Origin of the sequence: Mesorhizobium sp. M2E.F.Ca.ET.209.01.1.1, assembly GCF_004010375.2 — a bacterium.
Taxonomy (GTDB): Bacteria; Pseudomonadota; Alphaproteobacteria; order Rhizobiales; family Rhizobiaceae; genus Mesorhizobium.
Genome location: NZ_SADP02000015.1, coordinates 14,873 through 40,487, shown reverse-complemented (window position 1 = coordinate 40,487; position 25,615 = coordinate 14,873). Strand labels below are relative to the sequence as shown.

36 protein-coding genes and 1 riboswitch are annotated in these 25,615 nt (G+C 64.1%); of the genes, 23 read left to right on the top strand and 13 right to left on the bottom strand.

Annotated features, from left to right (window positions below):
• Nucleotides 1-173: 173 nt before the first annotated feature.
• From galE to EN852_RS24740, 4 genes are all read right to left on the bottom strand, one after another.
• Entirely contained in the window at nucleotides 174-1,301 is a 1,128-nt protein-coding gene (gene galE / locus EN852_RS24755) for a UDP-glucose 4-epimerase GalE (protein WP_127864950.1), read from the bottom strand.
• Entirely contained in the window at nucleotides 1,298-2,356 is a 1,059-nt protein-coding gene (locus EN852_RS24750; RefSeq protein ID WP_127864951.1) for a UDP-glucuronic acid decarboxylase family protein, read from the bottom strand. The genes galE and EN852_RS24750 overlap by 4 nt, the downstream gene beginning before the upstream one ends.
• A gap of 481 nt (nucleotides 2,357-2,837) precedes the next feature.
• The gene (locus tag EN852_RS24745; RefSeq protein ID WP_127864952.1) at nucleotides 2,838-3,191 is read right to left on the bottom strand and encodes a hypothetical protein; all 354 of its coding nucleotides are present in this window, start codon (nucleotides 3,189-3,191) and stop codon (nucleotides 2,838-2,840) included.
• A gap of 249 nt (nucleotides 3,192-3,440) precedes the next feature.
• Nucleotides 3,441-3,899, bottom strand: coding sequence for a carboxymuconolactone decarboxylase family protein (locus EN852_RS24740; protein ID WP_246694379.1), 459 nt, complete (start codon nucleotides 3,897-3,899; stop codon nucleotides 3,441-3,443).
• Between the two features lie 135 nt (nucleotides 3,900-4,034).
• On the opposite strand from EN852_RS24740, the gene EN852_RS24735 reads away from it, so the two are divergent.
• From EN852_RS24735 to EN852_RS24725, 3 genes are read left to right on the top strand one after another with little or no spacing between them, the layout of a single operon-like run.
• Nucleotides 4,035-4,652: a TetR/AcrR family transcriptional regulator gene (locus EN852_RS24735; RefSeq protein WP_246694378.1), complete on the top strand. Its 618-nt coding sequence runs from the start codon at nucleotides 4,035-4,037 to the stop codon at nucleotides 4,650-4,652.
• Between the two features lie 39 nt (nucleotides 4,653-4,691).
• Nucleotides 4,692-5,321: a hypothetical protein gene (locus tag EN852_RS24730; RefSeq protein ID WP_127877885.1), complete on the top strand. Its 630-nt coding sequence runs from the start codon at nucleotides 4,692-4,694 to the stop codon at nucleotides 5,319-5,321.
• Between the two features lie 58 nt (nucleotides 5,322-5,379).
• Nucleotides 5,380-6,228 (top strand): 23S rRNA (adenine(2030)-N(6))-methyltransferase RlmJ, encoded by an 849-nt coding sequence (locus EN852_RS24725; protein WP_127877887.1) that lies wholly within the window; start codon nucleotides 5,380-5,382, stop codon nucleotides 6,226-6,228.
• Between the two features lie 15 nt (nucleotides 6,229-6,243).
• Here the strand turns inward: EN852_RS24725 and EN852_RS24720 are convergent, their stop codons facing one another.
• Complete coding sequence (locus EN852_RS24720; RefSeq protein ID WP_127877889.1) at nucleotides 6,244-6,999, bottom strand: AraC family transcriptional regulator; 756 nt, start codon at nucleotides 6,997-6,999, stop codon at nucleotides 6,244-6,246.
• A 189-nt stretch (nucleotides 7,000-7,188) separates the two neighbouring features.
• On the opposite strand from EN852_RS24720, the gene EN852_RS24715 reads away from it, so the two are divergent.
• From EN852_RS24715 to EN852_RS24700, 4 genes are all read left to right on the top strand, one after another.
• Entirely contained in the window at nucleotides 7,189-7,611 is a 423-nt protein-coding gene (locus EN852_RS24715; protein WP_127877891.1) for a VOC family protein, read from the top strand.
• A 36-nt stretch (nucleotides 7,612-7,647) separates the two neighbouring features.
• Nucleotides 7,648-8,010 (top strand): DoxX family protein, encoded by a 363-nt coding sequence (locus EN852_RS24710; protein ID WP_127877893.1) that lies wholly within the window; start codon nucleotides 7,648-7,650, stop codon nucleotides 8,008-8,010.
• A 101-nt stretch (nucleotides 8,011-8,111) separates the two neighbouring features.
• Entirely contained in the window at nucleotides 8,112-8,564 is a 453-nt protein-coding gene (locus tag EN852_RS24705; RefSeq protein WP_127864959.1) for a hypothetical protein, read from the top strand.
• A gap of 16 nt (nucleotides 8,565-8,580) precedes the next feature.
• Nucleotides 8,581-9,195 carry a LysE family translocator gene (locus tag EN852_RS24700; protein WP_127877895.1) on the top strand — a complete coding sequence of 205 codons (615 nt, stop codon included), beginning with the start codon at nucleotides 8,581-8,583 and terminating at the stop codon, nucleotides 9,193-9,195.
• A 57-nt stretch (nucleotides 9,196-9,252) separates the two neighbouring features.
• Here the strand turns inward: EN852_RS24700 and EN852_RS24695 are convergent, their stop codons facing one another.
• The 3 genes from EN852_RS24695 to EN852_RS24685 form a co-directional block, all read right to left on the bottom strand.
• Nucleotides 9,253-10,512 (bottom strand): RNA polymerase sigma factor, encoded by a 1,260-nt coding sequence (locus EN852_RS24695; RefSeq protein ID WP_127877897.1) that lies wholly within the window; start codon nucleotides 10,510-10,512, stop codon nucleotides 9,253-9,255.
• A complete protein-coding gene (locus EN852_RS24690; protein ID WP_127877899.1) occupies nucleotides 10,509-10,913 on the bottom strand; it encodes a YciI family protein in 405 nt (134 codons plus the stop codon). Before EN852_RS24690 ends, EN852_RS24695 begins: the two co-directional genes overlap by 4 nt.
• 196 nt (nucleotides 10,914-11,109) lie before the next feature.
• Nucleotides 11,110-11,700, bottom strand: coding sequence for a TetR/AcrR family transcriptional regulator (locus EN852_RS24685; protein WP_127877969.1), 591 nt, complete (start codon nucleotides 11,698-11,700; stop codon nucleotides 11,110-11,112).
• Between the two features lie 183 nt (nucleotides 11,701-11,883).
• On the opposite strand from EN852_RS24685, the gene EN852_RS24680 reads away from it, so the two are divergent.
• The 4 genes from EN852_RS24680 (at nucleotide 11,884) to EN852_RS24665 (ending at nucleotide 14,459) form a co-directional block, all read left to right on the top strand.
• Nucleotides 11,884-12,351 (top strand): DinB family protein, encoded by a 468-nt coding sequence (locus tag EN852_RS24680; RefSeq protein ID WP_246694377.1) that lies wholly within the window; start codon nucleotides 11,884-11,886, stop codon nucleotides 12,349-12,351.
• A 383-nt stretch (nucleotides 12,352-12,734) separates the two neighbouring features.
• Nucleotides 12,735-13,109 (top strand): hypothetical protein, encoded by a 375-nt coding sequence (locus EN852_RS40955; protein WP_189546155.1) that lies wholly within the window; start codon nucleotides 12,735-12,737, stop codon nucleotides 13,107-13,109.
• 268 nt (nucleotides 13,110-13,377) lie between these two features.
• Complete coding sequence (locus tag EN852_RS24670) at nucleotides 13,378-13,974, top strand: glutathione S-transferase family protein (RefSeq protein ID WP_127877901.1); 597 nt, start codon at nucleotides 13,378-13,380, stop codon at nucleotides 13,972-13,974.
• Between the two features lie 116 nt (nucleotides 13,975-14,090).
• Nucleotides 14,091-14,459 carry a TfoX/Sxy family protein gene (locus EN852_RS24665; RefSeq protein ID WP_189546153.1) on the top strand — a complete coding sequence of 123 codons (369 nt, stop codon included), beginning with the start codon at nucleotides 14,091-14,093 and terminating at the stop codon, nucleotides 14,457-14,459.
• Nucleotides 14,460-14,538: 79 nt separating this feature from the next.
• On the opposite strand, the gene EN852_RS24660 is transcribed toward EN852_RS24665, so the two are convergent.
• Nucleotides 14,539-15,186 (bottom strand): outer membrane protein, encoded by a 648-nt coding sequence (locus EN852_RS24660; protein WP_127864967.1) that lies wholly within the window; start codon nucleotides 15,184-15,186, stop codon nucleotides 14,539-14,541.
• A gap of 411 nt (nucleotides 15,187-15,597) precedes the next feature.
• Between EN852_RS24660 and EN852_RS24655 the strand changes: the two genes are divergently transcribed.
• The 10 genes from EN852_RS24655 (at nucleotide 15,598) to EN852_RS24610 (ending at nucleotide 22,600) form a co-directional block, all read left to right on the top strand.
• Nucleotides 15,598-16,362, top strand: a complete 765-nt coding sequence (locus EN852_RS24655) for an SDR family oxidoreductase (RefSeq protein WP_127877905.1) — start codon at nucleotides 15,598-15,600, stop codon at nucleotides 16,360-16,362.
• A complete protein-coding gene (uvrC, locus tag EN852_RS24650) occupies nucleotides 16,359-18,440 on the top strand; it encodes an excinuclease ABC subunit UvrC (RefSeq protein WP_127877907.1) in 2,082 nt (693 codons plus the stop codon). Before EN852_RS24655 ends, uvrC begins: the two co-directional genes overlap by 4 nt.
• A 146-nt stretch (nucleotides 18,441-18,586) precedes the next feature.
• Nucleotides 18,587-19,183, top strand: a complete 597-nt coding sequence (pgsA, locus tag EN852_RS24645; protein WP_027165584.1) for a CDP-diacylglycerol--glycerol-3-phosphate 3-phosphatidyltransferase — start codon at nucleotides 18,587-18,589, stop codon at nucleotides 19,181-19,183.
• 5 nt (nucleotides 19,184-19,188) lie between these two features.
• Complete coding sequence (gene moaD, locus EN852_RS24640) at nucleotides 19,189-19,446, top strand: molybdopterin converting factor subunit 1 (RefSeq protein ID WP_127877909.1); 258 nt, start codon at nucleotides 19,189-19,191, stop codon at nucleotides 19,444-19,446.
• Between the two features lies 1 nt (nucleotide 19,447).
• Nucleotides 19,448-19,927: a molybdenum cofactor biosynthesis protein MoaE gene (locus tag EN852_RS24635; RefSeq protein ID WP_127877911.1), complete on the top strand. Its 480-nt coding sequence runs from the start codon at nucleotides 19,448-19,450 to the stop codon at nucleotides 19,925-19,927.
• A gap of 135 nt (nucleotides 19,928-20,062) precedes the next feature.
• Nucleotides 20,063-20,476 carry a YbaY family lipoprotein gene (locus tag EN852_RS24630; protein WP_127877913.1) on the top strand — a complete coding sequence of 138 codons (414 nt, stop codon included), beginning with the start codon at nucleotides 20,063-20,065 and terminating at the stop codon, nucleotides 20,474-20,476.
• Between the two features lie 181 nt (nucleotides 20,477-20,657).
• Nucleotides 20,658-20,927 (top strand): hypothetical protein, encoded by a 270-nt coding sequence (locus EN852_RS24625; protein WP_127877915.1) that lies wholly within the window; start codon nucleotides 20,658-20,660, stop codon nucleotides 20,925-20,927.
• A 245-nt stretch (nucleotides 20,928-21,172) separates the two neighbouring features.
• Nucleotides 21,173-21,235, top strand: a riboswitch (Fluoride riboswitch).
• 98 nt (nucleotides 21,236-21,333) lie between these two features.
• Nucleotides 21,334-21,768 carry a fluoride efflux transporter CrcB gene (gene crcB / locus EN852_RS24620; protein WP_127877917.1) on the top strand — a complete coding sequence of 145 codons (435 nt, stop codon included), beginning with the start codon at nucleotides 21,334-21,336 and terminating at the stop codon, nucleotides 21,766-21,768.
• A 3-nt stretch (nucleotides 21,769-21,771) separates the two neighbouring features.
• On the top strand, nucleotides 21,772-22,194 hold the full coding sequence (crcB, locus tag EN852_RS24615) for a fluoride efflux transporter CrcB (RefSeq protein ID WP_127877919.1): 423 nt from the start codon (nucleotides 21,772-21,774) through the stop codon (nucleotides 22,192-22,194).
• A gap of 61 nt (nucleotides 22,195-22,255) precedes the next feature.
• Nucleotides 22,256-22,600 carry a DUF190 domain-containing protein gene (locus EN852_RS24610; protein ID WP_127877921.1) on the top strand — a complete coding sequence of 115 codons (345 nt, stop codon included), beginning with the start codon at nucleotides 22,256-22,258 and terminating at the stop codon, nucleotides 22,598-22,600.
• 16 nt (nucleotides 22,601-22,616) lie between these two features.
• Here EN852_RS24610 and EN852_RS24605 read toward each other — a convergent pair whose 3' ends face one another.
• On the bottom strand, nucleotides 22,617-22,823 hold the full coding sequence (locus tag EN852_RS24605; protein WP_127877923.1) for a hypothetical protein: 207 nt from the start codon (nucleotides 22,821-22,823) through the stop codon (nucleotides 22,617-22,619).
• A 203-nt stretch (nucleotides 22,824-23,026) separates the two neighbouring features.
• Nucleotides 23,027-23,449: a nucleoside-diphosphate kinase gene (ndk, locus tag EN852_RS24600; RefSeq protein ID WP_040984737.1), complete on the bottom strand. Its 423-nt coding sequence runs from the start codon at nucleotides 23,447-23,449 to the stop codon at nucleotides 23,027-23,029.
• Between the two features lie 178 nt (nucleotides 23,450-23,627).
• Here ndk and EN852_RS24595 point away from each other — a divergent pair, with 178 nt between their 5' ends.
• Complete coding sequence (locus tag EN852_RS24595; RefSeq protein ID WP_127877925.1) at nucleotides 23,628-23,825, top strand: hypothetical protein; 198 nt, start codon at nucleotides 23,628-23,630, stop codon at nucleotides 23,823-23,825.
• Between the two features lie 3 nt (nucleotides 23,826-23,828).
• Here the strand turns inward: EN852_RS24595 and EN852_RS24590 are convergent, their stop codons facing one another.
• Nucleotides 23,829-24,125, bottom strand: coding sequence for a DUF1905 domain-containing protein (locus EN852_RS24590; protein ID WP_127864979.1), 297 nt, complete (start codon nucleotides 24,123-24,125; stop codon nucleotides 23,829-23,831).
• Between the two features lie 17 nt (nucleotides 24,126-24,142).
• Nucleotides 24,143-24,835 carry a glutathione S-transferase family protein gene (locus tag EN852_RS24585; protein ID WP_127877927.1) on the bottom strand — a complete coding sequence of 231 codons (693 nt, stop codon included), beginning with the start codon at nucleotides 24,833-24,835 and terminating at the stop codon, nucleotides 24,143-24,145.
• Nucleotides 24,836-24,896: 61 nt separating this feature from the next.
• On the opposite strand from EN852_RS24585, the gene EN852_RS24580 reads away from it, so the two are divergent.
• Nucleotides 24,897-25,406, top strand: coding sequence for a DinB family protein (locus EN852_RS24580; protein ID WP_127864981.1), 510 nt, complete (start codon nucleotides 24,897-24,899; stop codon nucleotides 25,404-25,406).
• The last annotated feature ends 209 nt before the right edge of the window (nucleotides 25,407-25,615 follow it).

The window sequence follows — 25,615 nt, the reverse complement described above, 5'->3', positions numbered from 1 at the left end:
GCGGTTTCGCCGTGGCCCTAACGCATGTCTCCCGAAAGTGAGAACCGGTTTCGGGATAAAGACATGCGTAAAATCAAAAAACCTAAAGCGCATGGAGCGAATCTGAAAGATCGCGACGCGCTTTAGTCCTGATTGCGCTCAGGCAACAAAAATGGAGGCTCGCTGAGATGGCCTTAGCCGAACTCAGCGAGCCCACGCCCCGACACATTACTCACAGGGCCGACCGCCGGCCTTGCGGGCCGGCGTTTCTGATTGGCGTTTGCTCCGCGCGGCGCGCGCAATGCGCGCGGTATGGCGGCCGAAGCGCCGGAATCGCGCAAGGCCGGGCCGAGCCCGAAGAAGGGTGCGGCCGTCCTGACGATGGTGTCGATGTCGGAAAGTTGCGCCACGAAGCCCAGCTGTTCGCGGGCAAGGCCGGGGTCGGCGAAAAGCCCTGCCGGATCGCCAGGCCGGCGCGCCCTGTACATGACCGGGACCGGCCGCGATGTGATGCGCTCGACCGCCTCCATGATCTGCCTGATCGAGACCCCGCGGCCGGTGCCAAGGTTGACCGCAAGACTTGTGCCGCCGGCCTCCAGATGCATGAGGGCCTTGAGATGCGCCCGGGCGAGGTCGCTGACATGGATGTAGTCGCGCACGCAGGTGCCGTCCGCGGTCTGGTAGTCGGTGCCGAAGACCTCGATCGCCTCGATCATGCCGGACGCCGCCATCAACACCCTGGGGATGAGATGGGTTTCCGGCGTATGCCATTCGCCAAGCTCGCCGTCGGGATCGGCGCCGCAGGCGTTGAAGTAACGCAGGATTGCGTATTTCGTGCCGTAGGCCGAGGCATGGTCCCTGATGATTTGTTCGCCCATCAGCTTGCTGCGGCCGTAGGGGCTGATCGGGTTCTGCGACGAGGTCTCGCGCACGGGCAGCGCCTCGGGCATGCCATAGGTCGCGCAGCTGGATGAGAAGATGATGTTGCCGATGCCGTTCGCCCGCGCGGCCTCGAGCACGGCGATGGTGCCGGCGACATTGACCGAATAGTAGTCCGCGGGGTCGCTGACCGACTCGCCGACATAGGCGAGCGCGGCGAAATGGACGATCGCCTGCGGCCTGTGGATGGCGATGGCTCGCTCGAGCGCGCCGCGGTCGCGGATATCGCCGACCACCAGCGGACCCCAGGCCACAGCCTTCTCGTTGCCGCGGCTGAGATTGTCGTAGACCACCGGCAGGTAGCCGGCCGCCGCCAGCTGCTTGCAGGTGTGGCTGCCGATGAAGCCGGCGCCGCCCGTCACCAGGATGGGGCGGGCACTCATAGCGCGAAAGCCTCGCCGGAGGACAGATGATCGCCGCGTGACGTCCCGGGCTGCCGGCGGCCCAGCAAGGCTTCGAAATAGCTGGCTGTGTAGGCCAGCCCCTCGCTCAGCGCGACCTTTGGCTTCCAGCCGAGCTGCTGCTCGGCGAAGCTGATATCGGGCCGGCGCTGCCGGGGATCGTCGACCGGCAGCGGCCTGTGCACGATCCGCGAGCGGGAATTGGTGCAATCGAGCACGAGCTCGGCCAGCTCCATGACGGTGAACTCGCCGGGGTTTCCGAGGTTGACCGGATGGTTCGGCGCGGTCGGCAACCGCATCAGCCGCACAAACCCTTCGATGAGGTCGTCGACATAGCAGAAGGAGCGCGTCTGCGTGCCGCTGCCATAGACGGTGATGTCGTCCCCGCGCAGTGCCTGGACGATGAAATTGGACACCACGCGACCGTCATCGGGTCGCATGCGCGGCCCATAGGTGTTGAAAATCCGCGCGACCCGGATATCGAGGCCGTAGGTTCTCGCATAGTCGAAGAACAGCGTTTCGGCCGACCGCTTGCCTTCGTCGTAGCAGGCGCGCGGGCCGTGCGTGTTGACGTTGCCGAAATAACCTTCAGGCTGCGGATGCACCAGCGGATCGCCATAGACCTCGGAGGTCGAAGCCTGGAATATCTTGGCGTTGTGGCGCCGGGCAAGTTCCAGAAGGTTGATTGCCCCGAGCACGCTGGTCTTGAACGTGTGGATGGGATCGGCCTGATAGTGTGGCGGGGACGCCGGGCAGGCGAGGTTGTAGATCTCGTCGACGGCGATATCCATCGGCAAGGCGTCGACAACGTCGTGGCTGATGCAGGTGAAGGCGGCGTCGTGCGCGATGCTGCCTAGATTGTATCTTTTGCCGGTGTGGAAATTGTCCAGGGCGATGACTTCATAGCCGTCCGCAAGCAGTCGCTCGCACAAATGAGAACCCAGGAATCCCGCTCCGCCGGTGACCAGGGCCCGGCCGCGATCGATGCTCTTTCGACCCGATCGAACCGGCTTCAGAACCTTGATGACCCTATTCATGGCAACCTCGTACGCACACACGCTACCGTTCCGGGACGGGCTGCGCCCGACCAGGTCACGAAGGCGATTCCTCCGCATATGCAGAACCGCCTGCACTGATGTGCGTCATAATTTTCTGAGTTCGCGGGGCTTGTTGCTCTGCGGCTTGTCTTCGCCGCTAAGCGTCCCTTACGCCCCTATATCGCGATCCACGAATCGGTTGCCACCACCGCAGACTGCTCGCCCAAATTGCACACCCAACACATACAAAGATATACCTGTGTCTGGGGTAGTCAACTAAATTAGCGTTTTTTTAACCTAACGTCTTTGCGATTGGTTAACCAAGGAGGGAGGCGCACAGGGCTCGCCAGCGGTGAGACGTTGCTCCGGAAAGCTTTGTAACCGGCGCCGCACTCATCGAATTGCGGAAGCATACCGCAGAGGCCTCGGCGTCATCTCTGAAGCCGCCAAGCAACGTGGATCGAAGATCGCCGCGCCGTATCTAGATGTTCTCGGCGAGCGCTCCGGCACTTCTGGCGAAGCAATGCGACTGCTGTCCAAAGCCGCTCGGGCCGCAAATAAAATCAGCGTTCCCAAGATAAGGATTCACCCTTACCACAGGCGCCGAGCGAGACGGGCTCTCTGTATGGATGTGTCGGGTTGGTTTCAAGTCGATCAAGGCGGCATTGCCGCTTTGCGACACGCTGAATGAGCTCGACTGACCGAAGTTGAAGTATTGGCAACCGGTAGTCGCCAACAACGCACCCAGGACAAAAAGACGGGGCAGGGCCTTGATCGGAATGCGAAAATTTTTGTTGAGGCAGGGTCGGCTTAAGCCTCGATAGGCCATCAGCATGAAGTAAAGTCCCCTCAAGCGCGCGGCGCTTATGTTCGAATCATGATCAGCCGCCCACCCAAACTCATTATGGCAACTTGGTTAATTTAGCGATAGCTGTTTGACCGCTTCCACGGTTTTTCTGTTGTCGCAAGAGGGCAGGACGGCTTGACGCTGGACATCCCGCCCGGTGCCGGCAAACCGTGGCAACAAAATGGCCCGCGTCGCCGCGGGCCATTTTTTCACCTTCTGTACCTTGTGCCTGAACCCTTACTCTCCGCCCATTTCTTTCTTGAACTGGTCGAAGTCGACCTGCATGCCGTTGAAGATGGTGCTCCAGTGGCGCGTCAGCGCCGCCATGGCCACGGCTTCCTGGATTTCCTCGTCGGTCGCTCCGGCGTGCTTGGCATTCTCCGTGTCCGACCAGATGCAGTAGCTGCAGGGGATCTGCGCCGCGACCGCCAGCGAGATCAGCGACTTCTCCTTCGGCGTCAGCGCCGTCTTGTCGCTGAGTTCGATGGCCTTGACCTCGGCCCAGGCGCCGGGCAGACCGGCTTTCGGGAACTGTTTGACGAAGCTCGGCACGCCGCCCATCGTCGACTGGATATCCTTGAGGGTGGCGTCGTAATCATCGGCATGGGCGGGCGCGGAAACCAGCACCGCGGCCAATATGGAAGCCGCGGCGAGCGAAGCGGAACGAAGGCAGGAATGCATGCGAATGACGGACATGAAGTTCTCCTCTGGTTTTTGTTAGCCTTACGATGTAAGGTATGTGAACGATGAACCTTACAGTGTAAGTTGTCAAGCGCCGCCATGGATGCACCCGGCAAAAAAAAGCGGACCCGCGGAAAACTCTCCCGCGAGATGATCGAGGACGCCGCGTTCGAGGTGATCGAGCGGGAAGGGCTGTCCGGCTTTTCGATGCGCAAGCTCGCCGCCAGGCTCGGCTGCGAGGCGATGAGCATCTATCACCACTTTCCCTCGCAGGCGCATCTCTACGAGGCGCTGGTCGACCGGCAGATGAGCGGGCTTGTCATTCCCGACGACAGCCTGCCCTGGCGCGAACGGGCCCGCGTCGGCATGCAGGAGTTCCGCCGTGTCGCCACCGAGCACCCGGCCTTTGCGCCTTTCATCGTCGTCTACCGCATGAACTCGCCGCCTTGCCTTACCAAGCTCAACGCCGTCATCGGCCTGTTCGAGGATGGCGGCTTCGGTCCCGAGCTCAGCGCTCGCCTGTTCCGCGCTGCCGGCTACTATCTGATGGGCGCGATCCTCGACGAGACGGCCGGCTACGCCAAGGGGCCTTCTGCGGTCACCACGGTCAGCGACGAGGAACTGGCGCGCGACTATCCGAGCGTTGTGAAGGCCGGCGCCTATTTCGGCGCCGCGGATTTTGACAAGACATTCGAGCTTGGGCTGGAAATGTTTCTGGACGAGATGGAGCGGGTCCGCGAAGCTGCCCGAGACCAACGCCGCTCGTAAGAAATGGCTGCCGACCGAAGAAACCAGCCAAGGGTTTGAATGCGCTTCCTCTCTGTCCTTCTCCTCATCGCCGGCGCCGCCATCGGCATCTTCTATCCCTGGGCAATGAACAATTTTTCCGGCCACGCCATCGGCACTTACCGCGTCTATGAGGGCGGCCGCTTCCGGCCGGCCACCGTGCAGCTTGCCGCAAGCGATGAGCCGGTGCGGGTGCTGGTCGACCTTACCGCGCGCGCCGAGCGCGTCGCCGGCCAGCAGCGCACGGTGCTGACGCTGACCGCTGCGAGCGGCGGCCGCACGGCGCTGGCCTCGACGCTCTCGTTCAACCACACCGACAATCCGCGCCAGGTCAGCCCGCAACTGCCCGACAAGATCTTTCGCGACGAGGCCGGCGTCATCGAGACGGTCACGCCTGGTCCTTACGTCTTCACCGTTGGCCCAGGTGATGACGACGGCATCGATATGCGCGCGGTCGATCTCATCCTGCGCGCCGGCACCGGCTCGATCGACGAGCGCGCTGAGCCGGCCGGCTATACGCTGATGGGCGTCGGCCTTGCCGGACTGGTGCTGTCGCTGGCCTTTGGTCGCCGCGGTGGCGGGTCTCCGCAAAATCCCAATTCGCAGCCGCCACCGCCGCGCTGGGGCCGCAACGGTTCGCCACGAGCATGATGCCCAAAAGTGTGAAGCGGTTTTCGGTCGACATCATGCTCTTCAGAGTGAGGCGCGCATGAATTATCGCCACGCCTACCACGCCGGCAATTTCGCCGATGTCGTCAAGCATGCCGTGCTTGCGCGCCTCGTCGAGTATCTCAAGCAGAAGGACAAGGCCTTCCGAGTCATCGACACCCATGCCGGGATTGGCCGCTATGATCTTGCCTCGGTGGAGGCCGGCAAGACCGGCGAGTGGCAGGGTGGCATCGGCCGGTTGGTGGAGGCGACGCTGGAGCCGCAGGCCGCGGCACTGCTTCAGCCCTATCTGGAAGCGGTTCGCGCGCAAAATCCCGACGGCGGCCTCAAGCACTATCCCGGCTCGCCGCTGGTCGTTCGCCATCTCCTGCGCAACCAGGACCGGCTGACGGCGGTCGAGCTGCACCCGCAGGATGCCGCGCGGCTCAAACCGGTTTTCGCCGGCGACTTCCAGGCAAGGGTGATCGAGCTCGACGGCTGGCTGGCGCTGGGCGCGCAACTGCCGCCGAAGGAAAAGCGCGGCTTGGTCCTCATCGATCCGCCCTTCGAGGAGGAAGGCGAGTTCTCCCGTCTGGTCGATGGCCTGCGCAAGGCCCACCGGCGCTGGCCGGGTGGCATCTATGCGCTCTGGTATCCGATCAAGGATCGCAGGGCGGTGACAGCCTTCCGCGCGGCGCTGAAGGAGACCGGCATTCCAAAGCTGCTCGACATTGCCTTTGAGATACGGCCCGGCTCGGATGAGCCCAGCCTCGACGGCAGCGGGCTGGTGGTGGTCAATCCGCCCTATACGCTGGAAGGCGAATTGAAGGTCCTGTTGCCCGCCCTGCACAAGGTGCTCGCCGTCCGGCAGCCGTCGCGCTGGACCTGCGATTCGCTGGCTGGCGAGTAAGGTGCCTGCGTTCGCTCAAGCCAGCGCCGAGGGCGTCACGCCGGTCAGCCGCCGGCTTTCACGGATCAGATGCGCCTGATCGGCATAGCCGGCCTCGATGGCGAGCAGCGCAGTCGAGGCATTGCCCGTTTGTCGCTGCAGGCGGCGGAAGCGGTGGAAGCGCAGGATGCGGTCGAGCGTTTTGGGGCCATAGCCGAAAGCGTCCTCGAACCGCCGGCGCAGCGTCCGCTCGCTCATATGCAGCTGGCGTTGCAGGAACGGAACCAACGGCGTTTCCGGCGGCAAACCTTCGTCGATGACGTCGAAGGCCCGGCCCATCTGCGGGTCGAGCGCAGCGCGTCCTTCCGTGTGTGCGCCGATCGTCTCCTCCAGGCACCGAACCAGATCGGCGAGGTTGGGCGTCGCTCTGATACGGTCTGAAAGCTCGCGGCTGCGCGTGCCCCATAATTCGCCGAGACCAAGCCGTCCGCCGACAATCTCGCCGGCCGGCACGCCGAGCCATCCCGCGGCCGCGCCCGGCCGGAAGCGAAAGCCGACGATCACCGCGCCGGCGGCAGGTGTCTCGATTTGCGGCTCCTTGTCCGGCCCGGCCACGCGGAAGCGGCCGTCGATCCATTGCAGGTCGATCGTCGCGTCCGGGGTGATGACAATGGGCGGAACGGCCCCCTCGGCCATGCGATGGACCCAGACCGCACAGAAGGTGTCGGCCAGGCCGCGAGGGGCGGGTCGTTCCCGGAAGAAGCCGGTGGTCTGTGCCAGGACCGGTTCCATTCTGTCTCCGATCTGCTCCGCTGATTTTCTCTTGCGGATCGGTGCGACGGCCATCCTTGGCCGAAATCTTCAATTCCGGGCACTTCATCCATGGCAGAACAGACGCAGCCTGCTGGCGCCCATCGGCGCCTTTGCCAAACCACATCCGATTTCGGACGTTGGTCACGAATATAGAAAGGAGTGAGAAAAATGAAAGCTCGCATCACCGTATTGACGCTCGGCGTCGACGATCTGGAGGCCTCGCTCAAATTCTATCGCGACGGTCTCGGCCTGCCGACCGAGGGCATCATCGGCCGCGAATTCGAGCATGGCGCCGTCGCCTTCTTCGATCTCGCGGGCGGCCTGAAATTCGCCATCTACGAGCGCGCCAGCATCGCCTGGGATGCCACAGTGCCGCAAAGCGGCCGCAGCCCGACCGAATTGACCATCGGCCACAATGTCGGCAGCGAGGCGGAGGTCGACGCGGTGATGGCAGAGGCCGTCAAGGCTGGGGCGCGCGTGGTCAAGCCGGCGCAGAAAACCTTCTGGGGCGGCTATGCCGGTTACTTCCAGGATCCCGACGATCATCTGTGGGAAGTCGTCTACAACCCTGCCTTCATCCCCGAGGACTGAACGGAACGAAGCACATCGTCGAGAGAGGAGGCCGCCATGCCCGTTCAGATGATCCAAGCTGTCGGCGCTCTCCTCATCGGCGGCGTGTTCGTCTTCGCCGGCATCGAGCATTTCCTGAGATTCGAGGCGATGCGCGACTATCTGGCCGCGCAGAAATTTCCCGCTCCGGCGCTGATGCTGGCCGCCGGTTCGGCGGTCGAGATCGTTGCCGGCTTCCTGCTTGTCATTGGCATGGCCCGGCTGTTTGCCGCCGTCGCGCTGGTCCTCTTCACCCTGGCGACGAACCTCATGCTGCTGCGCTTCTGGGCGACCGCCGAGCCGGAGCGCCAGGTGCTGCGCAATGCGTTCCTGATCAACATCGCCGTCATCGGCGGCCTGCTGCTTGCCGGCACGGTCTGATTTTTCGGAACGAAGCTTTGCGGAAACCATTGTTTTGCCACCCGCTTGACCGCCGCCAAGCGAATCCGCACAGTGCGTGCAACCGACCCTGAGAGGCTGTCATGACTCGCTTCGCCCATTCCGCTCTTGCCGCGCTGGTTGCGCTGTCCACTCCCTTCGCCGCTCCGCTGGGCTTCACCCAGGCGGCGCGGGCCGCCGACCTTTCCGTCTACAGCGGCGACGATGGCAGCGTCTGCGGCGAAAGCTGGGTGCTGAGCAAGATCACCGACCGCTTCTCCTATCAGGTGCATCACGTGCCGCATCTGCCGGATGTCGCGATCACTGATTTCCGCAACATCCGCCAGCATCGCTATGAGCCGGCGAGCGACGAGTGGCCGATCGGCCGCCACTATTGCCGCGCCACCGTCAACCTGTCCGACGGCCGCGACCGCTCGATCTTCTACCTGATCGAGGAAGGCCAGGGCTTTGCCTCGATCGGCGACAATGTCGAGTTCTGCGTCTTGGGCTTCGACCGCTGGCTGGTCTATAACGGCCGCTGCCGCGTGCTGCGCTGAGGCGGCGCTGACGGGCATGGACATCACGACGCTGCTTGCTTTCGCGGCCGCATTCTTCGTGTTTGCCGCCAGCCCCGGCCCGGACAATATGACGATCGTCGCCCGCACGATCTCCAGCGGCGCCGCGTCGGGCATCGCCTATGGGGCCGGGACGGTGGTCGGCATCCTCATCTTTCTGGTGCTCGCCACCTTCGGGCTGTCGATCGTCGCCGCCAAGATGGCGGTCGTCATGACCGTGCTTCGCTATGGCGGCGCGGCCTATCTGATCTGGATGGGCATCAGGCTGTGGACCGCCGTTCCCGTGGTGCCGACATCGCAGCCTGTATCGAACCGGCGCGGCTTGCTGGCGACCTTCGCCACCGGCATCGCGCTCAACCTCGGCAATCCGAAGATGCCGCTGTTCTATGTCGCGCTGCTGCCCAACGTGGTCGGCGCGTCGCTCAACACAAGCGATCTTGGCGTGTTGGCGACGGTGATCCTGATCGTCGAGGCCGTGGTCATCGGTGGACATGTCCTGCTCGCCGGCCGAGCTCGCGGCCTGTTGCGCACACCCGCGATCGTGCGCCGCGTGAACCGCGCCGCCGGTGGCGTGATGATCGGCGCCGGCGTGGCCGTGGTCGCCACGCGCTGAGAGATGCCGGTTCAATGGCAGCTGATGGACAGCTGAGGTAGGCGCTGTCCCGCCGGCCTATCCTGAGTTGGTTTCACCGCCACCAGCCCGCGCGAGCAGCAGCGCCCGTTCCCGCTCATTGCCCGTCAGCCCGGCGGCGCGGCGAAACTCCGCGCGGGCTTCGTCCATCCGTCCGAGCTTCGCCAGAAGGTCGCCGCGCACCGTGGGCAACAAATGCGTATCCTTGAGCCGAGGTTCGTCCCGCAGCGCGTCGGCGATCGCCAACCCTTGCGCCGGCCCGAACGCCATGCCGGCAGCGACCGCCCGGTTGACCTCGACGATGGGCGAGGGCGCTGCAAGCGCAAGCGCCTGGTAGTATGCGGCGATGGCAATCCAGTCGGTGTCGGCCGCGCTTACGGCGCGCGCATGGCAGGCGGCGATCATCGCCTGCAGCTGATAGGGGCCAGGTGTCGGCGTCAGCGCCATCGCGCGGTTCAGCCCGTCGAGGCCGCGCCGGATCAGCGACCAGTCCCAGCGGCTGCGGTCCTGGTCGAGCAGAAGGACCGGGTTGCCCGTCGCGTCGATGCGGGCGCCAAAGCGCGACGCGCTGAGTTCCATTAGGGATAGCAGTGCAATCGCCTCGGGCTGCTCAGGCATCAGCGTCGCGAGCAGGCGGCCGAGGCGCATCGCCTCGTTGCTGAGATCGGCGCGCAGCCAGTCCGGTCCGGAGGAAGCGACATAGCCTTCGTTGAAGATCAGGTAGATCACCTCCAGCACGGCGCCGAGGCGCTCGCGCCGCTCCTGCCCGCGCGGCGTCTCGAAGGCGATGCCCGCATCGCGCAGCGTCCTTTTGGCGCGCACGATGCGCTGGGCGACGGTCGCCTCCGGCGCCAGAAAGGCGCGCGCGATCTGAGCCGTCGACAGCCCGCCCAGCATCCTGAGCGCAAGCGCCGCGCGCTGTTCGGGCGGCAGCACCGGATGGCAGGCGGTGAAGATCAGCCGCAACAGATCGTCGTCGATGTCCTCGTCCAGAGCCGCCTCGATGTCGGGCATCTCCCGCTCCAGTTCGGCGAGGTCGACGGCCAGCTGGCGATGCTTGCCGTCGATCAGCACGGTTCGGCGCAGCCGGTCGAGCGCCCGGTTGGTGGCGACCCGGGTCAGCCAGGCGGCCGGATTGTCTGGAATGCCTTCCCCGGGCCAGCGTTCCAGCGCAGCCAAGAAAGCATCCTGAACCACCTCTTCGGCCAGCCCGACATCGCGCAAATAGCGGGTGAGCCTGGCGGCGAGCTTTGGTTGCTCGATCCGCCAGACCGCTTCGATCGCCGCCGTGGCGGTCAACCCTTCAGCTCGCCGAACCCTTCGGCGGCCTTCTGGACGTCCTCTGGAAAATCGGTCATCTCGAAAACGCGCCGGACCTCGATGACGTCGTTCTCGCCGGCGGGGCAGCGGCGCGCCCATTCCACGGCTTCCTCGGGCGAGCGCACATCGATAACCCAGTAGCCGCCAAGCACTTCCTTGACCTCCGCGAACGGGCCGTCGGTGACCGTCGGCTTGCCGCCCTTGAAGGAGACCCGCGCGCCCGAGGACGGCGGATGCAGCCCGTCGAGCGCAAGCAGCACGCCGGCCCGCTTCAGCTCCTCATTGTATTTCATCATCGTCGCCACGGCTTCCGCTTCGGGCCTGACGTCGGGAGCCGCGGTCGCGTAGCCGCCGGGGATCATCAGCATCATGAAACGCATCGGTGTGTTGTCCTTCGTTGCTTGGTTACGACGAACGGGGATCGGCGGAATCGACAGGGGATGCGAATTATTTCGCGATGCCGGCGACCGGGCGAAGTGGCGCGACGGTACGCGAGCCGGAGCCAGCCTCGTTCGCTGGCGCTGTCTCACGCGGCCTTGCCGCCTGACAGGTCAGGTAGCCCGGCTAGCTGACAGGTCAGGTAGCTCGGCTACCTGACAGATAGGCCGAGATCAGCTCGACGAGCTGCTTCTGCAGTTCCGGCGCTTCCAGCATGTTGCGGCGCGCAGCGTTGTGGATCACGCCCTCGACCGCCGAGGAGAGCACGCGCGCCATCGTCTCGGTATCCTTGCGGCGTCTGCGGTATTGCGCGACGGCCGCCGCGTAATGTTCGAGATAGCGCGCCTGGAACGAAGCATGCGCGGCGCGCGAGCCGCGGTCGCCGGGGGCCTCGTCGAGCAGCACCTGGTGCAGCGTCGGATGGATCGAGTGCGCGCCGATCATGCCGCGCACCAGCTCGCGCGCGAACTGCCTGAGCGGCTTCTCCTCCGCCGACGCTTCGCGAATCACCGACAGCACATGATCGAAGTGACGGCGCCGGATCGCTTCGACCAGAGCGAGCTTGTCGGGAAAATACTGATAGAGCGAGCCGATGCTGACGCCCGCGGCCTCGGCCACCTTGTTGGTGGAGAAGCCGGCCCAGCCGAGCTCGCTCAGAACCTGAGCACCGGCCTCGATGATCGCCTCGACGGTGGCGATCGAACGTGCCTGGCGCGGTTGCTTGCGCATGCGCGCGGCCGGCTTGGCAATGCGAGTAGACATGCTGGCCCGTCTCCCGAGAATATGAAGAGGATACTCACATTCATTTCACCAACGCAAATGGGCCGCAAAGATGAGTGCCAAGACCTTGCTGAAGAGCCTGCTTGCCTACCAGCCTAGGCGAATGATGAGCTCGTGGAGACGCTTGCCGGATTGGATCCTTCTCACGGCGCCGGAGAGCGACACGCCGCGATCCGCCTGATGAACCACATCCATGTCGTGTCGCGGATCTTTGCCGCGCATCTGAAGGGCGTGGCCCACGGCTATGCGAGCGACAATACGCCGGACACACCCGAGCCGCGCGCGCTGCGCGCCGCCCTTGCCGAGATCGATCGCTGGTATCTCGACTATCTCGAAACCATTTCGAAGCAGGCACTTGCCGAGCTGATCGCCTTCACCTTCACCGACGGCGACAAGGGCTGCATGACGCGGCAGGAGATGCTGACCCATGTCGTCCTGCACGGCGGCTACCATCGCGGCGAGGTCGGCCGCATGCTGACCGGGATCGCGGTCTCGCCGCCCTGGGATACCTACGCCGTGCACCTGCACCGGGCCGAGCCGGCGCGCCGCCTGCGGGGCGAACGCAAGTCGATCGAGATCGGTGGTGGGTCCAGAATATGAGCTTGAAGCTCACTTTCAAACTCGTAAGCTTTGACCGTCCCGCATGGCCGGTTCATCTGTAGATGTTTTCGCTGGACAAGATGAAGCCGGTGTTCGGCAGCGTGTTCTCTATTGTGAGCACTCCGCTCACATTGCGAAATAAGGTTATGCCGCGGATGGATGGATCATCGGGCGATAGAAGCCGGGATAAAATCTGTGCGCCGGGCCGTCACTTCGAAAGTGACAGATTCGCTCACAATTTTTCCATAAGATGCATCTTCGTGTAACCAAAATTCAATAACTGAAAATCATTGTGTTGCTTCGCTGGCTAGACAGTCGCGAGTCAGATATGCATGAGCATGCCGGGTCACTCACGACCTTAGGCAAAACGCAAGGGGCATCGCATGGCAAAGACCACAACCAAGGCGCCGGCGGCGAAAGCGCCGGCAAAGAAGCCGGCAGCTAAGGCTGCCGCGAAACCTGCAGCAGTGAAGAAGGCAGCGGCACCGAAGGCAGCCGCCAAGGCTCCGGCCAAGGCAGCAGCGAAGCCGGCCGCGAAGGCCGCGGCCAAGCCCGCCGCCAAGGCAGCGGCAAAGCCGGCCGCGAAGGCAGCGGCAAAGCCCGCCGCCAAGGCAGCAGCAAAGCCCGCCGCCAAGAAGCCGGCAGCGAAGGCCGCGGCCAAGCCCGCCGCCAAGGCTCCGATGAAGGCCGCCGCCGCCAAGGCTCCGGCAGCCGTGAAGAAGGCAGCTCCGGCGAAGAAGCCGGCCGCCAAGAAGTAATCGCGTAGCTTCGCTTGGCGAACCGCAACGGGTGAGGGCGGGTGCCACCGGGCACCCCTCTCGCCAATTCGGCGTGACAGCGAGCGGAGTCGGAGCGGACGCTCCTCCTAAAGCTCTCGGAAATTTGCCACGAGGCAAACCTTCCGGGAGCTTTTTTGTTGCCGCGTCCGCGCCGGCAGGACGTGGCCAATCCGGATCAGCTTTGCTGGGCCGTTGCCCAGGAGGTTCCATTCGGTCAACAGTGGGGCAGACAACTGGGAAATCGATCATGCCGAAACTGCTCTATGCTTCCACGTCCCCCTACAGTTCGAAGGTCCGCATGGCGGCCGTCTACGCCGGCATCGCCATCGATCTCGTGCCGGTCAAGACGGAGGACAAGCCCGCCGAACTGATCTCGGCCAATCCGCTCGGCAAGATCCCGGTGCTGGTGCTGGAGGATGGCCGCTCGGTCCATGACAGCCGCGCCATTACCCAGCATCTCAACCGGCTGTCGAAGAACGCGCTGTTCCCGCGCAATCCCGACAAGCGGCTCGAGACGGAAGTTCTCGAGGCGCTGGCCGACGGCATTTGCGACTGCGCGCTGTCGATGGTCTATGAGCGGCGCACGCGGCCCGAGGCGATGGTCTATCAGCCCTGGCTCGACCGCCAGTGGGGCAAGATCACCACAGCGCTCGATCTCATCAACGCCAACCCGCCCAAGCTGCCGAAGAAGATCACCGCCGGCCACATGGCGCTGCGCGCCACACTTGGCTATCTGTCGCTGCGCTTTTCGGGCCAATGGGAGAAGGGCCGCAGCCGCCTGGTCCGCTGGGCCGCAAGGTTTGATGAGAAGTTTCCGGAACTGAAGAGCAGCGTGCCGGGGTAGATACAGCCAATCTCCCCCCTTGTGGGGGAGATTGGCAGCTTCGGCCTCGCGCCCACCTTGAACCCCACCCCCTTCCATGCTTGCCTGATGTCCCCCAGAACGCGGAGGTGGTGAGCATGGCAAAGCCCGCAAGCAGCGTCGCGCCCGACCCGATGGTCGCGCGCTTGCGCGCCGCCCTCGGCAAGTGCGTCTTCACCGAGCAGAAGATGTTCGGCGGCACCTGCTTCATGATCAACGGCAACATGCTGATCGGTACTTCGAAGCGCGGACTCCTCGTGCGTGTCGGCAAGGACGCGCATGCGGCTGCCGCGGCACGTCCCCATGCGAGCACGATGGAAATGGGCGGGCGCTCGATGGAAGGCTATATCCGCGTCGCGCCGGAAGGCACGGCGAGCGAGGCCGATCTCGCCTTCTGGCTCGATCGCGCGCTGGCTTTCGTCGAGACGCTGCCGTCGAAGGTCAAGCCCGCGAAAAAGCGCGCCTGAGGCAGCAAGGACAGCAAACCCGGGCACAAAAAAAGCCGGGCGCAAGGCCCGGCTTTTCTGTGTCGTGGCTTCTAACGACTTAGAACTTCATACCGACGCCGAAGGTGACGCGGTTGTCCGAAGACTTGACCTTGCCGACATTGTCGAAGGTCTTGCTGCCGTAATCGGTGTAGCGATACTCGACGCGACCGAACACGTTGTCCGTGATCTTGATGTCGGTGCCGGCGCCGGCCGTCCAGCCCCACATACCCTTGCTCTCACTGGAGATGCCGTCATCGATCTTCTGGTTCTTGGCGGCGAGACCGCCCGTGCCGTAGAGCAGGATTTCCGGGGTCACGGCATAGCCGAGGCGGGCGCGCAGCGAACCTTCGAGGCCCGACTTGGCGCTGAAGCCGTTGGAATCGCCCTTGGTGCCATTGTAGCCGAGGTCGGCTTCAGCACCGTACACGAAGTTCTCCTGCTGCCACTGATAGCCGCCGAAGACGCCGCCGACGAAGCCCTTGGTGCCGATATTGGTACCCTGGTCCTTCAGTTTGGCATGGCCGCCGAAACCATAGCCGGCGCTCAGACCGACATAGGGGCCGGCCCAGGAAGCAACCGGAAGCTCGGCAACCGGAGCGGGAGCCGGCGGCTCCTCGGAAACGACGTCGGCCGCAAAAGCGGTACCGGCAAAGGCGAACAGCCCGAGCGCGGCGGCAAGCGGCGCGAATTTAAGATTGGTCTTCATTGTTATACTCCTTAAGCCACAAGACACTTAGGCTTGGTTGTTCATGAAACGCCCCGGCCCGTCCGGGGGGATAAACGAGCCTGGCGTTTAACGGTTCCGAATGTCGTGCTGAAATGCGGCTGAAGCGAACCTGAACTTGGGTCATTCCCGGGCGCGAATGAGGCCGAACCTTGACGTTGCATCTTCGCAACAGCGAATGTCAGCAGGCTAATCATGTTGCGCTGCACATCGCTTGGTTCAAGGGGTGCAGCGACATATATTGCCGGGAATGGCGCCCCGAATCTGGCGGGGCGGAAGCGCATCCGGGCCGCTTCGCCACATTCCTGCCCCAGGTGGAAATGGCATTTAACGCTTGGCCCGTCATATTGTGCCGGCTTCCCGGAATCGTGAAGCCGATTGAGGATTGACACCATGAAACAAGCCACGGCCGTCGCGCTGGTGACGGGTGGAGCAAGACGGATCGGCAAGGCGATCGTCGAGGATCTCGCCGCCAATGGCTTCGCCGTCGCCATCCATGCCAACCGGTCGAGCGCCGAGGCCGATGCGCTGGCCGGGAAGATTACGGGCGACGGCGGCCGCGCCGCCGTCGTCGCAGCCGACCTCACCGACATGGATGCCGTCGGCGATCTCGTCGGCAGATCCGAGGCGGCGCTCGGCCCTGTCACGCTGCTGGTCAACAATGCGTCCCTGTTCGTCGACGACCGGGTCGAGGATTTCGACTGGCAGGCCTGGGACCGTCATTTCGCCATCCACGTGAAGGCGCCCGCGCTTTTGGCGCAGAATTTCGCCCGCGCGCTGCCGCAAGGCGAGGACGGGCTGATCGTCAACATGATCGACCAGCGCGTCTGGCGGCCAACGCCGCGCTATTTCTCCTACGCCCTGTCGAAATCGGCGCTGTGGACGCAGACTGAGATGCTGGCGCAGGCGCTTGGGCCGCGCATCCGCGTCAACGCCATCGGTCCCGGCCCGACACTGAAGAACAAGCGCCAGGACGACGACGATTTCGGCAAACAGGTCGAGGGCCTGATCCTGAAGCGCGGCCCGCAATTGCCTGAATTCGGCGCCACGATCCGCTATCTCTGGCAGGCGCGCTCGGTGACCGGCCAGATGATCGCGCTCGACGGTGGCCAGCATCTTGCGTGGCAGACGCCCGATGTGACAGGCATGGTGGAATGAGTCCCGCAGCCCAAAAACACAGACGCAACGGCGCCGCCGACGACCTGCCGCCCGAAGTCGATCTCGACGTCGAGGACGAGGCGGCGGAGGAGATCGTCGAACCGGAGTCGATCCCGACCGGCCCCGATGTCGCCTTCACGGCCATCGACTGGACGCCGCATGCCGGCGATGCCGACGGCATGGTCGGCGCCGAGGTGATCCAGACCTTGGTCAAGCGGCTGCCCAACCAGCCCGGCGTCTACCGCATGATGAATGCCGCCGGCGACGTGCTCTATGTCGGCAAGGCGCGCAGCCTGAAGAAGCGCGTCACCAACTATGCGCAAGGGCGATTCCACACCGCCCGCATCGGCCGCATGGTGCGCGAAACGGCGACGATGGAATTCGTCGTCACCCGCACCGAGATCGAGGCGCTGCTGCTCGAGGCCAACCTCATCAAGCGGCTGAGGCCCCGCTTCAACGTGCTGATGCGGGACGACAAGTCCTTCCCCTACATCCTCTTGACCGGCGACCATGTCTCGCCCGGCATCTACAAGCATCGCGGCGCGCGATCGCGAAAAGGGGACTATTTCGGCCCCTTCGCCTCGGCCGGCGCGGTCGGCCGCACCATCAATTCGCTGCAGCGCGCCTTCCTGCTCAGAAGCTGCACCAACTCCTTCTACGAGAACCGCACGCGGCCTTGCCTGCTTTACCAGATTAAGCGATGCGCCGGTCCTTGCACCGGCGAGATCTCGCATGAGGGCTATGCCGAGCTGGTCGAGGAAGCCAAGGATTTCCTCTCCGGCCGCAGCCAGAAGGTGAAGACAGAGATTTCGGCCGCCATGCAGCAGGCCTCCGCGGAGCTCGATTTCGAGCGCGCCGCCATCTACCGCGACCGGCTTGCCGCGCTGTCGCATGTGCAGGCGCATCAGGGCATCAATCCGCAGACGGTGGAGGAGGCCGACGTCTTCGCCATCCACCAGGAAGGCGGCCAGACCTGCATCCAGGTGTTTTTCTTCCGCACTGGCCAGAACTGGGGCAACCGCGCCTATTTCCCCAAGGCCGATCCGGCGCTGGAGCCGGCCGAGGTGCTGGGCTCGTTCCTGGCGCAATTCTATGACGACAAATTGCCGGCGCGCACGCTGCTGCTGTCCCAGACCGCGCAGGAACAGGAACTGCTCGCCGAGGCGCTGTCCACCCATGCCGGCCGCAAGATCACGATCTCGGTGCCGCAGCGCGGCGAGAAGAAGGACCTGACCGACCACGCGCTGCAGAATGCGCGCGAGGCGCTCGGCCGCAGGCTGGCCGAGACCTCGACGCAGGCGCGACTGCTGACGGGCTTCGCCGAGACCTTCGGCCTGGCAAAACCTCCGGTGCGCATCGAGGTCTATGACAACTCGCACATCATGGGCACCAATGCGGTCGGCGCCATGGTCGTTGCCGGGCCGGAAGGGTTCGTGAAGAACCAGTACCGGAAATTCAACATCCGCTCGACCGAGATCACGCCGGGCGACGATTTCGGCATGATGCGCGAGGTGATGCAGCGGCGTTTCTCGCGACTGCTCAAGGAGCATGGCGGCGAGCAGCCCGGCGCAACTGCTGACGACACCGGTGACGAGGACCTGGTTGCCGGCAATGGCGGTTTTCCGGCCTGGCCCGACGTCATCCTGATCGATGGCGGCCAGGGCCAGATGACGGCGGTGCGCCAGATCCTTGCCGATCTCGGCGTCGAGGACCGCGTCACCGCGATAGGCATCGCCAAGGGTCCCGACCGCGATGCCGGGCGCGAGCGCTTCTTCGTCAAGGGCAGGGAAAGCTTCATGCTGCCGGTGCGCGATCCGGTGCTCTATTTCGTCCAGCGCCTGCGCGACGAGGTGCACCGCTTCGCCATCGGCTCGCACCGGGCCCGCCGCAAGAAGGAGATGGTGAAAAGCCCGCTCGATGAGATCGCCGGCATCGGCCCCGGCCGCAAGCGCGCCCTGCTGCTCGCCTTCGGCACCGCCAAGGCGGTCAGCCGCGCCGCGGTCGAGGACCTGATCAAGGTCGACGGCATTTCCGAGCATGTGGCAAAGCTGGTCTACAATCATTTTCACGAGAGTTGAGGCGGTCGCGCGGAGGGATGTCCCGAAAGGGTACCTCACGATGCGCCTCACGCCATTTTTCCCTGTCCAATCGAATCTCGGCTGTTGACCCCCTACATTGGCTTCTGATTTGAGTACCTCTGGCGGCGGAGATTTCCCGAGACGATATGGCACAACGCGCGTTCAACCTGCCGAACATCCTCACCTACGCCCGCATCGTCGCGGTGCCGCTGGTTGTGCTGTGCTTTTTTCTCGAAGGCCATCTGAAGTCGTCCGACTTCGCCCGCTGGTCGGCGCTGGTCATTTTCCTGCTCGCCTCGATCACCGATTACTTTGACGGCTATTTCGCCCGCGCCTGGCAGCAGACGTCCAACATCGGCAAGATGCTCGATCCGATCGCCGACAAATTGCTGGTCGCGACCTGCCTGCTCCTGCTTGCCGCCGACACCGACCGCCACGCCGGCATCGCAGGCTGGTCGCTGTGGGCGGCGATCATCATCCTGTGCCGCGAGATCCTGGTTTCCGGCCTGCGCGAATATCTGGCCGCCTTGAAAGTGTCGGTGCCGGTGACCCAGCTCGCCAAGTGGAAGACCACCATCCAGATGGTCGCCATCGCCTTCCTTTTGGTCGGCCCGGCCGGCGACAAGATCTTTCCGCTGACTACACAGATCGGCCTGGTGCTCTTGTGGGTCGCGGCGCTCGTCACGCTCTACACCGGCTATGATTACTTCCGCGCCGGCCTCAAGCACATCATGGACGAGTGAAGACAATGTCGACGAAACTCATCTATTTCGCTTGGGTACGCGAGCGGATCGGCAAGCCGGAAGAGGATGTCGACTTGCCTTCCGGCATCGAAACGGTCGCCGACCTGCTGCGCTGGCTGAAGTCGCGCGGCGAGGAATATGAGAACGCGCTGCAATACCCCGACGTCATCCGCGTCGCCATCAACCAGGAACATGTCGGCCACCGCGAGAAGATCGCCGGTGCGCGCGAGATCGCGCTGTTTCCGCCGATGACCGGAGGCTGACATGGCCGGCGCCGTCGTGCCCGCCATCCGCATCCAGCGCGAGGATTTCGACGTCGCCGCCGAGATCGCCGGCCTGACCGGGGGTCGGACCGATATCGGCGCCGTGGTCACTTTCTCCGGCCTTTGCCGCGACGAGCAGGGCGCGCTGTCGGCGCTCGAGCTCGAGCACTATCCCGGCATGGCCGAGGCCGAGATCGGCCGCATCGCGGCCGAAGCCGTCGAACGCTGGCCGCTGCAGGGACTCACCGTCATCCATCGCCACGGCAAGATAATGCCGGGCGAGAACATCGTGCTGGTGGTCGCGGCCTCGTCGCACCGGCAGGCGGCCTTCGAGGCGGCGAATTTCCTGATGGATTATCTGAAGTCGCGCGCACCCTTCTGGAAGAAGGAGCATCTTGCCGACGGCTCCGAGGGTGGCTGGGTCGAGGCCAAGGAAGCCGATGACCAAGCGGCGGACCGCTGGAAGAAACCGGGCGGATAATGCATGTCGCCCCGAAGTGTGCAGCGGTTCGGGGGCAACGACATGCATCAGAGAAAACTCCCGTTCAGCCATTGATTGACCGCAATCCTTCCCGACTCTGCCAATCGGGTTTGATTTGCTTGGCGGAGCAATCTCATGCTGGACCGCGTCGCGGAATTCTTCATCTTCGGGCTGGTGCCGCTGGTCGTCGGCGTGCTCGCCGTGCCGCAAGTGACCAATGCCGGCGAGAAGACCATCGCCGGCGAGGTGACCTATCGCGAGCGCATCGCCCTGCCGACCGATGCCGTGCTGGTGGTCGAGCTTGCCGATGTCTCCCTGGCCGATGCGCCGGCCATCGTGATCGCCAAGCGCAGGATAGCGCCCACCGGCCAGGTGCCGATCAAATTCGAGATCGGTTTCGACCCCAAGGCGATCCAGAAGGGTCGGACCTACGCGCTGCAGGCGCGCATAACGGTCGGTGAGCGGCTGATGTTCATCACCGACACAAGCCATCAACTCGATCCGCTGGCCGGCAAGCCGCAGACGGTGCTGCTGAAGATGCCGCGCTGACGTCGGGCGCTGGCTGGACGGCCGCGACTTTTCACTCTGGAAACCGTGTTCGCCGGAATAAACCGGCGGCGCCAAGCGTTGACTTATGCATATGGCGGGCAGGCAAAGGGACAAACGTCCCTTCACTCAAACCGCCAGACCGAATGCGCGGGATCGATCTGGCACTCAATGGAGACCAGATATGAAGAAGCACACGCTCATTCTCGCAGCCACAGGCGTATCGCTGATCGCCTTCGCCGGTTTTGCCCGTGCGGACGACCATTTGTTCAACGCCACCCAGCATGGCCTCAGCCCCGACAGCCAGCCCTTCCAGACCAACAAGGCCGGCCATAGCGGCGACCTTGCGCCTGGGCAGGGCAGCCCGTTCACGGGCGAGGAGACGAAGACGCCGTCGACCGACACCGAAGCGGCGAACGCCCACGCGAATGTGAAAGACCGTCAAGCCAAATGATTCCTGTGCCCGCCGGGGAGGGGCGGCGGGTTTTCCTGTCCGACATGCAGCGCCGCCGGCTGACCAAGGCCGCATCGTCGGCTAGCGGATCCTGAAGCAGAGGCAGGACGGATGGGGCCCGGCTGCTGGATCGAACTGCCACCGACCCTGGCGACATTCGATGCGAATCCGTCCTTGCCCCGATATTCTTCCGGCGCATAAATGCCCGTCACAATTGACCCCACCGCCACAACCGCCTAGGCTCGCCCGAAAATGGGGATGGGGTTCCCCCGAAACCGCCCATATGGGCTGATGACTCCTGCCAGGCGTGCTCTTGCGCGGCAGGATTTGTTTTTCCCGCTCGCATCATGCCTGATTTCGTGAAGTGATTCCGGTGTGGAATCGCGTTTGGAAAGGCATTGAAGCGATGACCCTTGCGGCCTGCGCCCTGGTCCTGATCGGCGGTTTCCTCGGCGGCGTTTCCCGCTTCTTCCTGTCCGGCGTGGTTGGCCGCAGGGTCGGCGAGACCTTTCCCTGGGGCACGCTGGCGGTCAATGTCTCCGGCGCTCTTGCCATTGGCGCCTTCGCCGGTGCTGCGCGGTCGGTGGGCGGCGTCTTCGCCAGCGATCTCGTGCGCGACCTGATCGTCGTCGGCCTGTTCGGCGGCTATACCACGGTGTCGTCCTTCTGCCTGCAGACGCTCAACCTCGCGCTCGACGGCGAGGGGCGGCTCGCGGCCTTCAACGTTGTCGCCTCGTCGGTTCTGTGCGTGCTGTTCGTCGCCCTCGGCTTCTGGGCGATCATCTGGGTGGCTGAGTCAGCCACCTGGGTAGCTGGTTCAGCCGCTGGGGCATCGGGCTGAACGATGACGGACAGACAGGCGGCAACGCGGCTTTATCTGGCGGTCGGCTGCGGCGCGGCGATCGGCTCCCTGACCCGCTTCCTGTCGGGCTATGTCATCGTCTCGCTGCTCGGCCTCAACGCTCTATGGTCGACCGCTTTCGTCAACGTCGCCGGCTCCTGGATCATCATGGCCTTTGCCACGCTGACCGGACCGGATGGGCGCATGATGGTCGGCGCCGCCAGCCGCAATTTTGTCATGGCCGGCTTCTGCGGCGGCCTCACCACGTTTTCGGCGATGAGCCTCGACACCTTCATCCTGCTGTTCGAGGGCGACTTGCCGCTGGCCGCGACCTATCTCATCAGTGTGGTCGGGCTGTCGCTCGCCGCCGCGTGGCTGGGCTATCTGATGGCATCCAGGCTCAACCGCTTGCCGGTCGACAGGTAACAGGCCAACTGGTGATCAGGCCAATAGGTGATCAGGCCAAGAGGTGATCAGGGAGGAGAACATGGAACTTCCCGCGCAATGCGCGCTGCTCAGGATCTTCTTCGGCGAGGACGACAGGGCGGCCGACGGCAAGCCGCTGCACGAGGCGATCGTCATCAAGGCCCGCGAAACCGCTATGGCCGGCGCCACGGTGCTGCGCGGGCCGCTGGGCTTCGGTCGCTCCAGCGTGCTCCACACGGCCAAGATCCTGCGCCTGTCGCAGGATCTGCCCATCGTTGTCGAGATCGTCGATGCGCCGGAGAAGATCGATGCGCTGATCCCTGCGATCAAGGCGCTGACGAAGGCGAAAAGCTGCCTGATCACCAGGGAGAAGGTCGAGGTCATCCGCTACGGTGACGGGGACTGAGCCACCGATCCTCGCATCAGCCGCTGCGCAGACGTCTTCCGATCGTTCCTTCGTCGAAGATACCGGCGGAAAAGAGTTTCATGGCCTCGATCGCCAGGTCCGATGCCTCGGAACTGCCGACGACGATGCCGCGTTCCGCGCAGACCTGATCGTAAATGCGCTTCAGCAGGACAAGATCGTCCGGATAGGCAACGCCGCTCTTGGAAATATGGGGACCAATCATCGCGTCCTCCGTTGTGGTACGGAAGCGCGACAGAGGTTCGCGGGGGGCGGGTGAACCCTCTATCGCCAGAGCTGGCTACCATAGGTTGATCCGCCCACGGCGCATTTACCCATGTTAAAAAGGCGGCCTAAAGGGCCGCCTTTTCGGCAGATTTCAGAGCGATTCCACGAAGCGGTTTTCCGTTCGGGATTGCGTCAGATAGATCAGCCGACGATCTCGGTGTCCGAGAACCAGTACTTGATCTCCTGCGCGGCGGTCTCCGGCGCGTCCGAGCCATGCACCGAATTCTCGCCGATCGACAGGGCGTGCACCTTGCGGATGGTGCCCTCGGCGGCATTGGCCGGGTTGGTTGCACCCATCACTTCGCGATTCCGGGCGATGGCATTCTCGCCTTCCAGGACCTGCACGATGGTCGGAGCCGACGACATGAATTCCACCAGCTCGCCGAAGAACGGGCGGTCCTTGTGGACGGCGTAGAAACCCTCGGCCTCGCGGCGGCTCATCCACACGCGGCGCGATGCGACGACGCGCAGCCCGGCGTCCTCCAGCATCTTGGTGATGGCGCCTGTCAGGTTGCGCCTGGTCGCGTCCGGCTTGATCATGGAGAAGGTGCGTTCGATCGCCATAGGGTCGTCCTTGTTCTTGGGAATGGAAATTGGAGTGGCGGGCTCTATACAAGCCACCCGGCGGCTTGCCAAGGGGAGGCGGCTTCTGGTCAAGGCGGGCGCTTTGCGGGATAATTAGACAGCTGCACGCGCTTCGGGCGCTTGCTCCCGAACGCTCGCGGCGGCGGAGCCGGAGGCGATGAACTGGCCTTATCTCAGACGCGGCGACATTGCGGGTATCGTCTTCATGGCGCTGATGTGCGCCGTGATCGCCGTCTTCCTGCTGGTCCTGCCGCCGCGGGATCACAATTTCGGCTTCGGTCCGGAATGGCAGTGCGCGCGCATGGGCGAAGGCGATCCGATCTGCGTCAGGCTGGTCGACCAGGACCGGGATTGACCCCTAGAGCTCGATCTCAATGGTCAGCCTTGGCGCATCGCCGGCCTTTAGGCCCTCGCGCTGGCGCACCGAGGCTTTGACCGGCAACAGCAGGCTGCCAGACGCCCTGTCGGGAAAGAGCGATGTCTGCCACCTGGTCTTGCCGATGCTCGCCGTCACGCCGAGCGAACCCCAGGGGCGGGCAAGCCCCGCCATCGCCGCCTTGATCCGCGCCGCGACCTCCGTCGGCAGCGTCACGAAATGCCAGCCGCCCTTGCCGGGGTAGACCCAGATCCCAGCCTGCATCTCGTAACGCAACATCGCAATTCCGACGGCTGTCACGCCGCTGCCGCGACCTGCCGCCCGATCCCGCCATGCAGATCGAGGCAGCGCTCGAACCAGCTGACGATGCTGTCGCCGTCGTCGAGCAATTGGAAAGGCGAGGCGATGCGCCCCCATTGCAGCGCCCCGAACACGATGTAGTCGGCAAACAGCGGCGAGGCTCCGCCGATGAAGGGCTGGTAGGCAAGCGTCGAGCGCAGCGGCTCCAGCGCGGCGCGGAAGGCCGAGAGTCCGGCGTCGCGGTTGGCCACGACCTCTTCCAGCCGCTTGCCGTAGCGCTGCTCGCGGCTTTCGCGGAAATAGGCGGCGTTCGCCTCGTCTTGCATGGCATGCAGACCGGTCAGCGCCACCGTCGCGACATAAGGGTGGATGGTGATCTGCGACCAGCGCTCGATGAACCGCGCCATCGCTTTGCCGCCTTCGCCGCCGAACAGCGTCGGCCGATCCGGATAGGCTTCGTCGAGGTAGAGCGCGATGGCGAAGGAATCGGCCACCACGCGCTCGCCGTCGCGGATCACCGGCACCGTCTTCGACATGCCGCCCTCGACGCCAGGCACCTCCAGGAAGCGCGTCGGCACCTTGGTGGCGGCGAGCCCCTTATGCGCCAGCGCCATCTTGGTCTTCCAGCAATGCGGGCTGAACGGGCGGCCGACATCGTGGCCGACCAGGTCGTAAAGCAGAATGGTCATTGGCGGGTCCGTTGCTGCAGGTTACGAAGAGCCCGGATTCGTGATGAGCCGGGTGGAAAGAATGAAGCAGCATTTCATGATGTTTGCCGCCTATAATCAATGGGCCAACGGCCGCCTCTACGATGCCGCTGCCGATCTTGATGAGGAGGAACTCGGCCGTGACGTCGGGGCCTTTTTCGGCTCGATGCTTGGCACGCTCAACCATCTGCTTGCCGTCGACCGTGTCTGGATGAAGCGCTTCACCGGCGAGGGCGATGCGCCGTCCAACACCGCCGCCATCCTGTACCGGGCCTTGCCGGCCCTGAAGCTGGCGCGCGAGGCCGAGGACAGGAGGATCGTCGCCTGGGTGAGCGGCATGGGCGACAAGGCGATTGCCGGCCGCTTCTCCTACATGACCGTCGACATGCGCACCGTCTCGCAGCGGCTTTCGCCCGCGCTCAGCCATTTCTTCAACCATCAGACCCATCATCGCGGCCAGGCGCATATGGTGCTGACGGTGCTCGGCCGGCCTTCGGTGCCGCTCGACCTGATGCTGTTCCAGCGCTCCGAGGAAGGCCGCGCCTACGCGTGAAGCATAGCTCCGGGCACCCCGCACATTTCTGCCGTGGTTTCGTTGCAAATGGCGCTCGGTGCGGGAAGTGTTTGCTGTTTGCTATATATGTTTAAATATCGAATAAAAGTACGAAGATTGATTTAACAATTCGATATAACAACAAGAAACTAAAAAATATCATCAAAAATCGGGCATGAAACTGAGGCATGGATGTCGGCGTAGATATG